The sequence below is a fragment of the Moellerella wisconsensis genome (assembly GCF_022592395.1).
Lineage (GTDB): Bacteria > Pseudomonadota > Gammaproteobacteria > Enterobacterales > Enterobacteriaceae > Moellerella > Moellerella wisconsensis.
Map to the genome: position 1 here is coordinate 2,444,479 of NZ_CP093242.1, position 14,777 is coordinate 2,459,255.

The window sequence follows — 14,777 nt, forward strand, 5'->3', positions numbered from 1 at the left end:
CCATTAGACTAAACACACTTCAGATATCTCCTCAATAAAAGAGTGGAAAATACAATGAGTTCACCCAAGATCAAGATATTACGACTACCATATGTGATTCAACGGATTGGGATCGCACGGTCAACCCTATACGACTGGATAAACCCAACATCACCAAGGTATGACCCAACGTTTCCTAAACAAAAAAAATTAGGGAAGCAATCTGTTGGTTGGATCGAATCCGAAATCAACGATTGGTTACTTCAACGAGAGTCAACTTAGCTAGTCATCATTTTATCATTAACGATATTAATGTTTTATTGAGAATGTTTATTATTGTGAAGAAGTTAAAGAAGTAAAACCAAAACAGGCCTAAAATATCGAATATTGACTATTCAATAACGTTAAAAATTATTTATACAAAACTTAAGAGAGGATAATTATCATGTCTCAACGGATAACTATTACTGTAAAAAATGAAAACAGTTTAAAACAGATAGATGAGTACTGCTGTAAGCATAAAACTTCACGTTCATCTTTAATATCCAGTATATTAAAGAGTGCTTGCCCATTACTTTCAGAGATAAACCAATACACTCAATTAACTAACGAGCTTGAAAGTAAATTATTTTCCCCAGATAAATCTTCAATGAATTATCAAGGAAAAGCATCGACATTTTCTTTAGCTGAACATCTTTTAGATATATGGCAAACGCACATAATAGAAAAAGGTGTCATTATTGATCAACATGCTTATCCTCATGCATTTAAAAGTCCTAAAGTTGGTCTCAAAGAAAAAATAAGCATTCAAGAAGAACTAGAGCATTATATTAGCGAACCCAACATTAAGAAAGCCATCTTTATTTATACTGATAGGCATGTTCACTATAAGCTACATAAAGCAGGTGGATTATCAAATACAATTTTAATTAAAAATACTGAGTATAAAAATTACATTTTTGACTTTAATGGGATCATTAACATACCGATGAATGATATTGTTTTTTTTGGCATTGAAGAAGCGATAAAGAAAAGTAAGGTACAGTTAAAACATACCTATGAGGCTTTTATACCGATTTATCACACAAACCATCAGTGCATTCTAATTGGGGTTATTGATAGGAACAATGCCAACAAAAGAATAGACAAAAGCTCAAACACCATAATCATAAACCCACTATAACAGGTCATTAATACGTTTTTTGATACCTAAGGGAATAAAATGAGCCATTATGCATACATCCGAGTAAGACATGATGACACTGATGCCTTAGCAAATCTTGAGCAATACACACAGGAAATTGTCACGTTTTGCCCTGAGGTTAAGGATAATATCATCATTGAACGTCAACCATTGCTTGATGTGAAACTTCCTCCACGACAACTTATGGAACATATTGACCATATTTTAACACCAGAAGACACTTTAATAACAAGGAGTCTCTATGATATAGGAAATAATACTCAGCAGGCTGCACAGATTTTATCTCGATGCCACGAACTTGGTATGGCTGTTATCAGCCTTAATCAGTCTATCACGAATATATTTGAGCAGAAGTTTTTCTTGCTAGACGTGCTGAATCTATTAAATGATTTAGAAGAAAGCTATGAAGTACTAAAACTAAGCAGGCGACATTACATTTCGTTATCCCAAAATAAGTCATTAGGTCGACCAGCAGGAAGTAAGTATAAGGATTATATTTACGATCTGAAATGCAAGGGATATAAACAACGCGAGATAGCAAATAAGCTTAATATTAGTCTTTCAACTATAAAGCGCCACTGGAATAAAGATATTTTCGAATAGGACTAACTCCAGAGTCATTAATTAATAGAAAATGCAGTTACAGTGCGACTCTAAATATAGTTTTCGTGTTGGATAGGTATTATATATACCATCTATCATAGTTAGCAAACAATAAAGACTATAGGGGAAACTTATTATATAAAAACACCAAGGAGATGACATCCGATTTAATAAAAACTATTTTAAATCTTATTAACCAAATCATGAAAAAGGGATAACACAGATCCTTTACTTTATCCCTATATTACTTTAATCATATTAAAGGGTAAGTTAATATTGCCCTAGGAAATACTCATGTCTAAAAATGAATATAATGAATTTTATCTAGAATGCATTTCTGATACATTGAACTATGCTTTAAAGGAATACCCTCGTATCACGGTAATACGAGTTGACCTTCACTTTCCGCCTATTATCGATAATGGAGATATGCCGACATGTTTCCCTTATTTAGAAGGAAGTCCTATATCCCGATTTACTGATTCCTTAAAGGCTAAACTTAAGCACGATCAACACCGTAAAAAGCTTCAAGGTAAACGTACTTTTGAAAACAACATGCGTTATATGTGGGTAAAAGAAATTGCAACCGCGACACTCCCTCACTACCATGTATTTTTAGTCTTCAATAAAGACGCATACTACCATTTAGGGGACTACAATTTGTTCGAGCCTAGTTTACGGACCATGATCACCACAGCTTGGTACAATGCATTACAGCTCGAATTTGATCCTTCTTTTGATACAGGCACATTGGTACACTACCCAGAAAACTGCCGATATTGCTTAAATAAACTTTCATCATCATTTTCTGACGATCACCAATTAGTCATGAAACGATTAAGTTATTTAGCAAAAGAATACTCAAAGCAGTACAGTCCTGTGAGTCGTAGTTTAGGGCGTAGTCAGTATTAATAATACTTATGGTGGCCTTAGAGCCACCTATACAATAATCGATATTAGTAGCTACTCATACGGTGGAGCTAATACCTCACGATTACCATTGTAGTCTTGTTCACTAACTATGCCTTGTAATTCTAGCTGCTCTACAATCATTGCGGCTCTGTTATAACCGATCCGGAACTGCCGCTGGATCCCTGAAATAGAAACGCGCTGTTTTTCTACAACATACTCAGTTGCTTGATCAAATAATGGGTCAAGTTCTTCCTCTGCCACATCTTCATTCTGGGCATCCCCATAAAAATTAAGATAACTCGCGCTTCCCCATCGTTTACAATAATCGACTGTATCCCTGATATCTGAATCACTCACATAAGTACCTTGGATCCTAGTAGGTTCAGATAAACTCGGTGATGCGAATAGCATATCCCCCAAACCAAATAGTGATTCTGCACCATACTGATCAAGGATTAAATTAGAGTCAGCCCTAGATGATACAGAAAGAGCAATACGAGTAGGGATATTAATTCGAAGCTGTGAACCGATACTGGTGGATAAAGGGCTGCGAGTCGTTAGAATTAGATGAATACCAACCGCATGACCTTGCTGGCTCAATAGAACTAACATTTCCCCTATTTGTTTATACTCGCCAATGAGTTGAACGTAATCATCAACACAAACAATAATTTCAGGCTCATAGCCTAAATAAGGATGCTCACTATAATTCTCATTAGGACGCCAGAAGGGATCAGGTATAGGCCTACCTAACTCTTTCGCATTTGATATTACCTTATTGTATCCACTCAAATTACGTTGATTTAACGCTCCAAATAATTTTTGTCTACGCCTTGACTCATTAACCAAAAACGTTAATGGCTTTATTGATTCAACGGGATCAGAAGCGGAAGGAAATAATAAGTGGGGTATTTCGTTGTATAAACTGAGTTCAAGCTGGCTTGTATCAAACATCACAAAGCGAACTTTATCCGGCGAGTTTCTGTATAAAATGCTCATTATCAAGGAATGCATTAACATTGACTTGCCTGAGCGCGTCACACCTGCAATAAGTAAATGTGGCATTTGAGCTAGATCCCAGCCAACTGGATCCCCTATAATATCTTCTCCTAACATGATAGAAAGCGAAGACAACCCATTGTTTCCGCACCATTGATTAAAGCATTCAACAAAAGGCACCGCTCTACGATAGGTATTGGTCACGCGCAATCCGATATAAGGTGTACCCGCAATAAAATCAATAACTTTTATATCAATGACACTAAGGGAACGACACAATTCTGGCACTACCGCTGTCACTTGAGAGGCTTTTATCCCTCTGCCCAGTTCGATTCTAAAGAGTGTAAATGTTGCACCTTCATCATAACCGACAACCTCACCTCTTATTTGGTATTGCAGAAAGCAAGATTCAATAGCACGGGCCATAGCTTCTAGCTCTTGAGGTGACCAACAAAGCTCTGAGGTATGAATAAACGGTTGTGCCATAAAGTCCTCCCATCAAGGCGTGTTAGTTCAGCAAATTAGAGTAACCTTCGATATCTCAGCGATTACCCATCACCCCAACTGATATTTCTTAAAGTTCTCAGCTTGCTCCAGCACACTTTTATACACCTCATCATTAGCCACTGGAGGGAAACCATAACGGTGTAATAGCAGGATAAGGTCGACCTTTAGCTTCGCTTTAATATCTTCCCGGTTGCTCCAGTCAGGATATTGTGTGCTGTCATCAACAATCAGCTTCATATCCTTAGCCAGCGCCAGCATTTTGTCGTCATCGTAGGTAAAATCGTATTTCTGACACATGTGCTGCAAAATATCGAGGAAAGCTTTCTCCTCCATATCGATGCCAATATCCTCAAATGACATCATTTCCGCCTTGATGTCATAAATCATATCCGCCATTTGTGCCGTGAAATCGTCGAACTCTTCACCATTGAGCACATCATTCTCTTTACGTTGGTTATACTGCTCAACTAAGGCTTGGAATCGCTTGGAGAAATTGATCCCTTGGAGTTGGTTGACCTTTTGGAAATCACTAATGGCTTTTTGTAGCATCTTTTGCAGCAGCTGCATTTTGGTATTCGGCAACTTGATTTTGTTGATGCGAGCCATGTATTCATCATCAAAAATATCGATGGTTTCCGCTTTATCATCGCCCAAAGTAAAGATCTCTTCTACCCCTTCGGCTTTGAGGGCTTCGGCTATCATTTCGCGCACTTTTTGGTTCATCTGCGCCGTATCGGGGGCATCACCTTTCGTTAATTTATAGACGATAGAACGTACCGCGAGATAAAAATGGATGTACTCACGTTCATCTTGGGTGATATCTTCGCTGCCCACACACACATCATAAGCGGCTTTCAATCGCTTCACTAAGCCCATAAAGCGCAGTTCAGTTTTCTTAGTTTGCAAAATAAATTCTGCTGCTCTATTAAGGCAGTCTAATTGCAATGTTGGCGAACCTGAAAAGTAATCACGGCTATCGAATTTATGGAATACCTGTGAAAGCAAATTGAGGTGGTTACGCACCTCAACAATGGATTGCTGAACATCTTCAAAGTTAGACTTATCCGCTTTCGAATACATCGCCAGCGCCATGTTCATGCGGCTCTTAATACCAATATAGTCAACAACCAGCCCTTTTTCTTTCCCTTCAAAACGACGATTGACTCGGGAAATAGTTTGAATAAGGTTATGCTTTTGCAACGGCTTGTCGATATAAATGGTATCCAGCTCAGGCACATCAAAGCCCGTCAGCCACATATCCACTACGATGGCGATTTTGAAGTTGGATTTCGGGTTCTTAAACTGTTTATCTAACTCTCTGCGGTAGTCTTTCGTTCCCAGTAAGTTGTACATCGCCTCATGGTCATCTTTCCCACGGGTCATCACCATGTTGACCATCGGCAAACGCATCAATTCGCTTTTCTCTTGCTCAGTGAGTGTCGCACCGTCGATTGCCTGTTTTTCCTCAAACCACTCAGGCCGTTGTAATTTCAGGCTCTGATAAAACGCATAAGCAATGTCACGACTAGCGCAAACCACCATTGCCTTGCCTTTGATGGTAGAGCCTTCTTCCACTCGCTTTTCATAATGCTGTGCAAAGTCTTTCGCTAATGCATCGATGCGGTCAGGATCACCCAAAATGGAGTTCATATTCGCGGTGGCTTTTTTGCTTTCTTCTATCTGATATTCGCTGGTGCCTTGGGCTTCACATTCTTGATAATAGCGTTCGATCTCATCCAGTTTGCTATTATCAAGGGCAATTTTAGCCGCACGCCCTTCGTACACAATGCGCACGGTGATCTCATCATTCACTGATTCGGTCATGGTATAGCTATCGATAGTTTCACCAAAGACATCTAAAGTGGCGTCGATAGGCGTCCCCGTAAAACCGACGTAAGTGGCATTAGGCAGTGAATCATGTAGATATTTAGCAAAGCCGTAGGTCTTTTTAACCGTACCGTCTTCTTGGTTGATGATAATTTTTTGGTCGAGGTTGATTTGGCTACGGTGGGCTTCATCCGAGATACAGATGATATTACTACGCTCAGAAAGCAGTTGAATATCTTCGGTAAATTTATGAATGGTAGTGAGGAATACCCCACCACTGGCACGCCCGGCAAGCTTGTCGCGTAAATCTTGGCGACTGGTGACTGGCACAATAATTTCATCGCCAATAAAGGCTTTTGCATTGCAAAACTGTTTTGCTAGCTGTTCATCAAGATCGGTTCGGTCGGTGATTAAAATAATGGTCGGGCTGGCGAAATCAACACTCTTCATCAATAAGCGAGCTAAAAATTGCATGGTGTAGCTTTTACCACAACCTGTTGCGCCAAAATAGGTGCCCCCTTTACCACTACCTCCGATATTTTCACCGCCTGCGCTTATCTGTTTACGCTCTTTTTCGATGTTGTAATACAGCTTACGAGCCGCATAATACTGGGGATAACGGCAGCACACTTTGACTTCATACTTGCTGGTATCAGGGAAGAAAATAAAGTTTTTCAGTACGTCCAATAAACGAACGGGATGAAATAGCCCTTCAATCAGGGTATACAAGCCATTGATGCCTTGTTTTTCCGTTGATTCGTTGCCGCTGACTTTGCGCCATGCATAGTAGAATTCATAAGGGGCAAACAGGTTACCCATTTTGTTATTCACACCATCGCTGAGAATACACAAGGCGTTATAAACAAACAGTTTAGGAATATCGCGACGATAACGCACGCAAAGCTGTGTCCATGCATCAAATAAACTCGCCTCTTCCCCACGCACCGCCGATTTAAATTCAAACACCACCAGCGGTAACCCATTGACGTATAAAATTGCATCAGGGATGCGCAGTTGTACTCCACCATTCCGCGCTTGGCCTTCTATTTCTAACTGGTTAACTAACCGATAGCGATTATTATCTACCACGGATAGCATGTCTTCCCCTGCAAATAACCTCGCCAATTGGTCAGATAAAGTTTGGGTGTCCATCAATTCGATATACAGGTCTTTTTGGTTGCGGTCTTCGCGCTTGAGTAAGAAGCCGTTGCTGAGCCAATGACAAAAAGTTTTATTGCTTTGATACAGGTCACTGGCAGGCAGGGCCTGTAGCTGATGGATAATAGAATTAATTTCACCGTCCGTGATGCCATCCGCTTGATACTGTTTGGCGAGATACTGGCGCAAATCATCCACGATCAACACGTCGCTATTGTCTTTGCGCGGGATAGTATTGCCGAAATAATGCGGATAGCAAGTTTGCCCTGCATTGTTTGCATGTTGTCCTAGCAGTTCAATAATCGCCTGTTCCAGTTTGGCTTCAGTGAAGATATGGCTCATGTCAGTGGCTTCTTTTTGTTTTTAGCAAATTAGTTTTTATCGAGTTGTTTTAATTAAGATAGTTTAATTGATTCGATAACAAAAACCGCCTCACGACAATAAAAGTGTGAAGCGGTCACATAAATTAAATAAGCGTTTCTTCTAGATTGTCTATTTTTATCTCACTCAAAGACAGCTCGCCGGAGATCAGTTTAGGGAGGAGTGTGTTTCGGATATTTTCTAACGCCACCCTCTCTTTCGCATTTAACGTTACTTTATTAAGATAACGTTTAATTGTAACTGTATAGTTCTCAATCACCTGAGTATTAGGTATAACCATTGAGATACCCTTAAACGTTTTCTTACTAATTTCTGCAAAGGTTGTACCACCAGCAATTCCTTTAATTTCATCCATCGAAGAATTCAACCAATAAAGGATATATTCCTGTGAAAGCCTTTTTGTTGTCGTAATTGCGATGTATCCCTGATTAACCGCGACTGGAATTTTTGCCATAGCTAGGTAACCAATAGGTGCTCGTGAAGACATCAATACCGTATCAACAGGAAGTAATCCGGATGTAATTTTTTTTAATCCAAGTCCAGTGATTTTCCGCTCAGTATCAAGCATTATTTTCTCTTGGCTACCGGAAAGGTCTTTTGGAGATGTCCAGTGAATATTCCCATCCTCCCAAAAATCTGGATTTGCAGTGCTTGGGGTAGAACCACCTTTTACAGTAAGTTCATCATCTACTGTTGATACTTCCCAACCCTTAGGCACCCATCCCCCAAGTCCTAACGCAGACTCTGCACATTCTTCAAAAGCATTAGGAAATAATTGACGAATATCCTCCGGTAACGGCTTAAAATTATCACTTTCACGCACCGCTTTACGCACTTCAACCCGGCGCAGTAATTCATCAGAGAAATCTAAATCCTGCTCAAAAAAACCGGCATCCAGTGCGTTATCAACCACAGGGTCAAAGTCCACAAACCATGATTTAAATAGAGTTTGTGCCATTTGCTCTAGCGTTTGGTTGATTTGACTATTTAGTTCTATTTTATTACTTAAACTTAGAAGGCATCGATCGATCTGAATCTGTTCTTGATAAGGTGGCGCAGGAATTTCAAAATTTGGAATATCCGAACATTTTAAGCTATCAAATACAGCACCTGGATTTTTATATTTACTAACTTCATCCCACCAAATAGGGCTATTTACAGCCCATCGTAAATAACCAGGATGAATAATTTCTGGATTAGGACGTAATAAAACTAAGTTTTGACCTAATGCAAATTTTGCTCCTTCAGGTACATAAGCCGTTTCTCCAGGATTACATCTTCTAGAAAGAATAATATCACCAAATGTAGGGTTAGCTTTGACAGTCCAGAGATTGAAATCATCTTCTGAAATAAGTCTTGGGTTTGCTGAAAAATCTACAGCTCCATTTTTCATCTGTGGAATACCAATATACGGAATTCCATTATCTGTTGCTTTCGGAGTTTTATGTACACAGTCAATTAAACTAACTCCAAGATTTTTCAAACTATTTAGAGGCCATTTATTCCCCATAACCCAGCACCTCCATATTTTTACGGATCGCTTTATCTAATTCTGCCGCTTCATCCATCTGGCGATAAAGGGTTTGGGTCAATTCCTGCATCTTGGTTTCAAACGCCACACCGTCATCTTCAACCTCCGCAGCGCCCACATAGCGCCCCGGCGTTAATACAAAATCATTGGCCTTGATATCGTCAAGAGTAGCCACCTTGCAAAAGCCCGCCTTATCTTGATACTGCTCAATACCGATTTCTTTGGCAGCAATACGACGTTTCAGTTCGCTTTCGCTACTGCGCCATGCATGGAAAGTATCGGCGATAGTGGCGATATCTTGCGCAGTAAGCTCTTTTTGGGTACGGCTGATCATAGTGCCGAGGTGACGGGCATCGATAAACAAGGTTTCCCCTTGGCGATCACGATAACCATATTTGGCGCTGGCTTGTTTACTTTTACTAATAAACCATAAGCAAACGGGGATTTGCGTGGTAAAAAAGAGCTGGCCGGGTAGTGCAATCATGCACTCAATACGATCATCTTCGATGAGTTTTTGGCGAATTTCCCCCTCACCGCTGGTATTAGAACTCATCGAACCGTTGGCTAACACAAACCCCGCAACACCGTCTTCACTAAGCTTAGACAACATATGCAAGATCCACGCATAGTTAGCGTTGCCCGTTGGTGGAGTACGGAAACCGGCAAAACGTGGGTCGCTGGTAAGCTCGGCTTCATTACGCCAATCTTTTAAATTAAATGGCGGATTCGCCATAATAAAATCGGCTTTCAGATCAGGGTGTTGGTCGGCAAAAAAGGTATCCGCAGGGCGTTCGCCTAAGTTGCCCGTTAGCCCCCTCACCGCCAAGTTCATTTTCGCCAGTTTATAGGTGGTGCTGGTGAGCTCCTGCCCGTAAATCGCAATATCTTTGCTTTTCCCTTGGTGGCTTTCGACAAATTTCAACGACTGCACAAACATACCGCCCGAGCCGCAGCACGGGTCATACACTTTACCTTGGTAAGGTTCTAACATTTCCGCCAGCAGGGTTACTACTGATTTTGGGGTATAGAACTCACCGCCGCCCTTACCTTCACTTGCCGCAAAGCGCCCTAAAAAATACTCGTAAACGCGACCAACCAGATCCTCTTCCCCTACTCCACACTCCGTGGCGAGGGTATTGATGTTTTCAATGCTGTCGATAAGTGAGGCGAGCCTTTTCGGCTCAAGCCCTTGGCGTGAGAAATAGTTATCGGGTAATGCGCCCGTCAGCGATGTGTTGCTTTTTTCGATGGTGGATAATGCGGTATCAATAATGACTGCAATATCGTCTTGCTTCGCACGCTCTTGGACATAAGACCAACGAGACTTTTGCGGTAAAAAGAAAACGTTATCTTGTTGATAGAAAACGTCCATATCGACAAAGGCTTCCTGACCATTTTTGATTAATTCGCTACGTTTGGCTTCGAATTTATCACTGATAAATTTCAGGAACACCAAACTAAGCACCACATGTTTATATTCGGACGATTCAACGCTACCACGCAGTTGATTAGCGGTATCCCACAGGGTTTCTTCAAAGCCTTTGGTTGGTTTTTTCGCGGGAGATTTAGCCATGTCGATAGATTCTCTTTTCTTATCAGTTATTATCGGCAAGCACAGAGCTAGTGTCAGTTATTTTTACGCTAACTGCCGATAATGTATACAAAATAGGTTTGGATAAGATTATCGCATAAAATCAGGTCGGTTTGGGCGGCAAAAGTTAAATTATATCAACCTTTTTCGCCCAGTACTCATTGTTCAGAAGGAAAAGGAGAAAACTGGTAATCTACAATATAAGCGCCAATAGGTCCGGTTTTTGTTGTGACCCATACCATACCTGTGTTTTCTTTAGTTTTCGATTTTGGATTACTAATACAAAGTAATTTCCATTGTTCAGTATAGGTTTCCTTTATCCATATACCGTGGTCACATCGACCAAATCGGCTAGTACTAGGGGCTGTTGATCTTTGTGCTTTTTTTGAACGGCATGGTGATGTTGTATAATTGATTTCGCCAAAAATTAACAATACAAATAGTCACCATGCCAAGAACAATGTTAACAGAAAAACAGTGGGTTACGCTATCCCAACTGATGAGAAATACTCGACGGGTTTATAATAAATACGAACATAGAATGACGTTTGAAGGCATTCTATATCGAATGAGAACGGGCTGCCCTTGGCGAGACATTCCTAAAGCATTTGGTGAATGGAATACAATTTTTAGACGATTTAATCTTTGGTCTAGAAAAGGGATAATTCATATTTTATTCAATGAATTATCACGTATATCTGATAGCAAATATCTCTTCATTGATGGCACAATTATACGAGCACATCAACATGCTACAGGTGCAGCAACAAAAGAAAATGAAGAAATAGGAAAAAGCCGTGGAGGAAATTCAACGAAGATCCATCTCGCAGTAGATAGTCACGGTTACCCAGTTAATTTTGAACTTTCAGACGGTCATCGAAATGACATTGTTTTTGCAGAAGAACTAGTTGAAAACAGCCCAACATGTGATTTCACAGTAGCGGATAAAGGTTATGACAGTGAGAAATTTCGGGCTTATTTAACGAATATAAAAGGGTCGACGGCAATGATACCAAGGCGAAAAGTGAATCTATTAAACAATGATCATATGGACTGGGAGCTTTATAAGGTAAGGCATTTTGTTGAAAATGCGTTTGCGCGGATAAAGCATTTTAGAGCTATATCAAGTCGACATGATAAATTAGCAAGAAATTACTCATCAATGGTCGCTCTTTCATTAATCATGATGTGGATACCAAAATACCGATGAGTAATTTTTATACAAAGATCAACAGCCCCTAGGGCCCGGTGATGTGATTTCATATTCAGTTTGGTAGTGAATTGTTTTGTTTGTTAGTAAATATGCCAACACATCAAACGCAGGAACGATGAATACAAGAGCCATAAGTCCAGACCAGAGAAAGTTTTTAAATGCATGCTTTAGTGGGCGACGTAAAATGCTCCAAACCCCACTAATTACACTTACAATGGCAGCAAACGTAATAGAAATAGTCCATTTTGGAAACCATTCAAACATAACAGTTCTATGGCCTAATATTAGTGACCAATACATGAATGCTATCCAGATGACAACCGGAACAACAATCCAGTAAATAGACATTGTTTTGTTCTTGTTGACCCGACTGTATGATTTGAATTGATGTTCCATATATTCAGCAATAGTCTAATACCTTATACCAAAAGTTTAGCATAACAAACTATGCTGATGAAGCCATTCCATAATTTATCTACTCCATATTTTTATTTAACATATATTTAAAGCATTATATATTGTTTAAATAAATTACGTATAACATAGGAGATATTCATGAGTGAGTTACTAGGAAAAGCAATTAATTTTTTATCTGAAATGCTATCAGGAATGGTTTCTAATGGAGAATTGAGCAGCTCTCAGGCTATTTTTATTGTTTCTTTTACGATACTACTACTGGCTGCCATCTGGAAAGCCAAAGAAATAATTACCTTTTTAAAAGGTATGAAAAATTCAAAATTAGATGAGTATAATAATATGCTCAAAAATTACCCACTCGATGAGGATGATAAATTTTTTCTTAAATCGAATATATCAAACATTATTAGATATCGTATATCTGGCATTTCAGACTCAGGCATGCAACACATCGTGTTTAGGTTAGCATTTCAACATCAAGAACTAATTTCACCCCGTTTTTTTAAAAAATTCCGGACATTTTTATCCATTGAAAATGGAATAATGACATTCAATAAAGGACTAGGCTTCAGGTTTGAATGCTTTATTTACGGTTTATTTTCTATACAATACCTTGTACTTTCCTTCTTATTTATGGCTTTATCTATTTATAAAGGGGGAAGCATTGAACAATCACAGCATTTCATTTTATATGCAATGAGTTCATTACTTTTAATTTTATTTGTCAATTTCTTCAAGATGATACCAATGCCAAAAGAGTGCCGTTTGTTATCCCATATATTGGATACTCAAAATAACCAATAGAAGCCTTATTTTTGAGTATACAAAAGAAAAATTTAACTATTTTAATTTTGCTGAATATTTGCCTCTGTAAAATTAATAAGTGAAATAATAATCTACAATATTGAACTGGCTATTCCCTTTTTTGAAAAGCCAGTTCCCCCTGCAATATTAGTCATATTTAGATCTACACTGTGCTAATCACTATACTTACAAAAAATCTCAGATATATATTATCTCCTTGAATAACTATAATTTTCTTTTATTTCAAGGAGTAATATGTCTCAAAACTTTCAGTTTAAAACCATCCTATCTACTCTACCTCATTCATTCCAAACCTCTTTTTTCAACCAACTCAACCACCTAATTAACTACTCCCCCACCATCGGCCTGATGGGTAAAACAGGGGCTGGAAAATCCTGCTTAATCAACGCCCTATTCCAATCTGCCCTATCGCCCGTCAGTAATGTCTCTGGCTGCACACGACAAGCTCAACGCTTCAGTATGACGATGAAGAGCCATACGCTCACCTTTGTTGATTTACCCGGCGTGGGGGAAAGTATCGAACGAGATAAAGAGTACCACCAGCTCTATCGTAACTTATTACCAGAACTGGATTTAATCATCTGGGTACTCAAGGCCGATGATAGAGCATGGTCTTCTGATGAACAGTGTTATCGCTTTCTCACTGAGCAATGCAGTTATCAACCTGAACATTTTCTATTCGTGCTAAACCAAGCAGACAAAATAGAGCCCTGCCGCCAATGGGATGAACTATCCCACCAGCCATCCGCTGAACAAACGGCTAACTTAGAATTGAAGCAACAAGCCGTGGTAACAGCCTTTAAGCCGCATCATCCGGTGATGACGGTTTCTGCGGCAGAAGGTTTTCAACTCACTGAATTAGCAGATCAATTAATACAGGCGTTACCGGCACAAGCCAGCAGCGGGGTAGCTAGGCAACTGGACAACACTTATCGGACGCAATCTGTAGAAACTTCGGCACGTAACGATTTTGGGCAATGTGTCAGTGATATTGTTGATACTTTAATCGACATCATTCCGTTGCCACCACTGATAAAAAGTACGATTGGTACGGTCAAAAATAGCATCGTCTCCGTCGCTAAATCCCTGTGGAGCCTGTTCTTTTAACTTCTTAAATTAACACAACATTGATGACATCAAGCGCCACTCCTTAACGGGGTTGGCGCTTTTTATTTCTTTTTATTGGAGTATCAACTTATGAGTAACACAACTGAATCTGCTATCACAATGGAATTAGTCCCTGATGAACAACGCCTTGATTTTTGGTTCAACCATTTTGGTGCAGTGAAAGGCTGGGCTACCTTTGAAGTGGTGATCTTCACCACGATGGGTCAATTCTGCGATGAGTATCATGGCGGTTACTGGGAGTATGGCTCGCTTAGTAATGGCGGTGCCTTTATCTACCCCGATATCAACATGGACACCTTAACGCTATTTAACATGCACAACGGCAATGAAGCCACGGTGAGCCAAGAAGCGGCAGGGATTGTGGTGTGTCTGATCCTGTACAGCATCTGGTCATTCCAAACAGAAAGCGAAGTCATGTGCGACCGCTTTTATCAGCTGCGCGACTACGCTGCACAACATCCCGAATCCGCTGCTATTTTCCATTTAATTGATTAATCAGGAG

At 39.7% G+C, this 14,777-nt stretch carries 12 protein-coding genes; 8 read left to right on the plus strand and 4 right to left on the minus strand.

Features of this window, described 5'->3' with window-relative positions; all coding sequences use genetic code 11:
• Positions 1-54: 54 nt before the first annotated feature.
• From MNY66_RS10745 to MNY66_RS10760, 4 genes are all read left to right on the plus strand, one after another.
• On the plus strand, positions 55-261 hold the full coding sequence (locus MNY66_RS10745) for a helix-turn-helix transcriptional regulator (RefSeq protein ID WP_195569419.1): 207 nt from the start codon (positions 55-57) through the stop codon (positions 259-261).
• Between the two features lie 163 nt (positions 262-424).
• Positions 425-1,162, plus strand: a complete 738-nt coding sequence (locus tag MNY66_RS10750) for a hypothetical protein (RefSeq protein ID WP_196718997.1) — start codon at positions 425-427, stop codon at positions 1,160-1,162.
• Positions 1,163-1,201: 39 nt separating this feature from the next.
• A complete protein-coding gene (locus MNY66_RS10755) occupies positions 1,202-1,786 on the plus strand; it encodes a recombinase family protein (RefSeq protein ID WP_241500827.1) in 585 nt (194 codons plus the stop codon).
• 294 nt (positions 1,787-2,080) lie between these two features.
• Positions 2,081-2,698: an inovirus Gp2 family protein gene (locus tag MNY66_RS10760; protein ID WP_196718998.1), complete on the plus strand. Its 618-nt coding sequence runs from the start codon at positions 2,081-2,083 to the stop codon at positions 2,696-2,698.
• Positions 2,699-2,749: 51 nt separating this feature from the next.
• On the opposite strand, the gene MNY66_RS10765 is transcribed toward MNY66_RS10760, so the two are convergent.
• The 4 genes from MNY66_RS10765 to MNY66_RS10780 form a co-directional block, all read right to left on the minus strand.
• Positions 2,750-4,183, minus strand: a complete 1,434-nt coding sequence (locus MNY66_RS10765; protein ID WP_241500828.1) for a DNA translocase FtsK — start codon at positions 4,181-4,183, stop codon at positions 2,750-2,752.
• A gap of 69 nt (positions 4,184-4,252) precedes the next feature.
• Positions 4,253-7,531, minus strand: coding sequence for a type I restriction endonuclease subunit R (locus MNY66_RS10770; RefSeq protein ID WP_241500829.1), 3,279 nt, complete (start codon positions 7,529-7,531; stop codon positions 4,253-4,255).
• A 124-nt stretch (positions 7,532-7,655) separates the two neighbouring features.
• Entirely contained in the window at positions 7,656-9,080 is a 1,425-nt protein-coding gene (locus tag MNY66_RS10775) for a restriction endonuclease subunit S (RefSeq protein ID WP_241500830.1), read from the minus strand.
• A complete protein-coding gene (locus tag MNY66_RS10780; RefSeq protein WP_241500831.1) occupies positions 9,070-10,674 on the minus strand; it encodes a type I restriction-modification system subunit M in 1,605 nt (534 codons plus the stop codon). The genes MNY66_RS10775 and MNY66_RS10780 overlap by 11 nt, the downstream gene beginning before the upstream one ends.
• Before the next feature lie 466 nt (positions 10,675-11,140).
• Between MNY66_RS10780 and MNY66_RS10785 the strand changes: the two genes are divergently transcribed.
• The 4 genes from MNY66_RS10785 (at position 11,141) to MNY66_RS10800 (ending at position 14,770) form a co-directional block, all read left to right on the plus strand.
• On the plus strand, positions 11,141-11,902 hold the full coding sequence (locus tag MNY66_RS10785; protein WP_241500832.1) for an IS5 family transposase: 762 nt from the start codon (positions 11,141-11,143) through the stop codon (positions 11,900-11,902).
• Positions 11,903-12,460: 558 nt separating this feature from the next.
• Entirely contained in the window at positions 12,461-13,126 is a 666-nt protein-coding gene (locus MNY66_RS10790) for a hypothetical protein (protein ID WP_241500833.1), read from the plus strand.
• 255 nt (positions 13,127-13,381) lie between these two features.
• On the plus strand, positions 13,382-14,254 hold the full coding sequence (locus MNY66_RS10795) for a GTPase family protein (protein WP_241500834.1): 873 nt from the start codon (positions 13,382-13,384) through the stop codon (positions 14,252-14,254).
• 90 nt (positions 14,255-14,344) lie between these two features.
• On the plus strand, positions 14,345-14,770 hold the full coding sequence (locus tag MNY66_RS10800; RefSeq protein ID WP_241500835.1) for an antirestriction protein: 426 nt from the start codon (positions 14,345-14,347) through the stop codon (positions 14,768-14,770).
• Positions 14,771-14,777: the final 7 nt, after the last annotated feature.

What these genes read in the sequence shown, in the direction of transcription:
- MNY66_RS10745 (WP_195569419.1), top strand. Translation starts at nt 55, where the DNA reads ATGAGTTCACCCAAGATCAAGATATTACGACTACCATATGTGATTCAA.
- MNY66_RS10750 (WP_196718997.1), top strand. Translation starts at nt 425, where the DNA reads ATGTCTCAACGGATAACTATTACTGTAAAAAATGAAAACAGTTTAAAA.
- MNY66_RS10755 (WP_241500827.1), top strand. Translation starts at nt 1,202, where the DNA reads ATGAGCCATTATGCATACATCCGAGTAAGACATGATGACACTGATGCC.
- MNY66_RS10760 (WP_196718998.1), top strand. Translation starts at nt 2,081, where the DNA reads ATGTCTAAAAATGAATATAATGAATTTTATCTAGAATGCATTTCTGAT.
- MNY66_RS10765 (WP_241500828.1), bottom strand. Translation starts at nt 4,183, where the DNA reads ATGGCACAACCGTTTATTCATACCTCAGAGCTTTGTTGGTCACCTCAA.
- MNY66_RS10770 (WP_241500829.1), bottom strand. Translation starts at nt 7,531, where the DNA reads ATGAGCCATATCTTCACTGAAGCCAAACTGGAACAGGCGATTATTGAA.
- MNY66_RS10775 (WP_241500830.1), bottom strand. Translation starts at nt 9,080, where the DNA reads ATGGGGAATAAATGGCCTCTAAATAGTTTGAAAAATCTTGGAGTTAGT.
- MNY66_RS10780 (WP_241500831.1), bottom strand. Translation starts at nt 10,674, where the DNA reads ATGGCTAAATCTCCCGCGAAAAAACCAACCAAAGGCTTTGAAGAAACC.
- MNY66_RS10785 (WP_241500832.1), top strand. Translation starts at nt 11,141, where the DNA reads ATGCCAAGAACAATGTTAACAGAAAAACAGTGGGTTACGCTATCCCAA.
- MNY66_RS10790 (WP_241500833.1), top strand. Translation starts at nt 12,461, where the DNA reads ATGAGTGAGTTACTAGGAAAAGCAATTAATTTTTTATCTGAAATGCTA.
- MNY66_RS10795 (WP_241500834.1), top strand. Translation starts at nt 13,382, where the DNA reads ATGTCTCAAAACTTTCAGTTTAAAACCATCCTATCTACTCTACCTCAT.
- MNY66_RS10800 (WP_241500835.1), top strand. Translation starts at nt 14,345, where the DNA reads ATGAGTAACACAACTGAATCTGCTATCACAATGGAATTAGTCCCTGAT.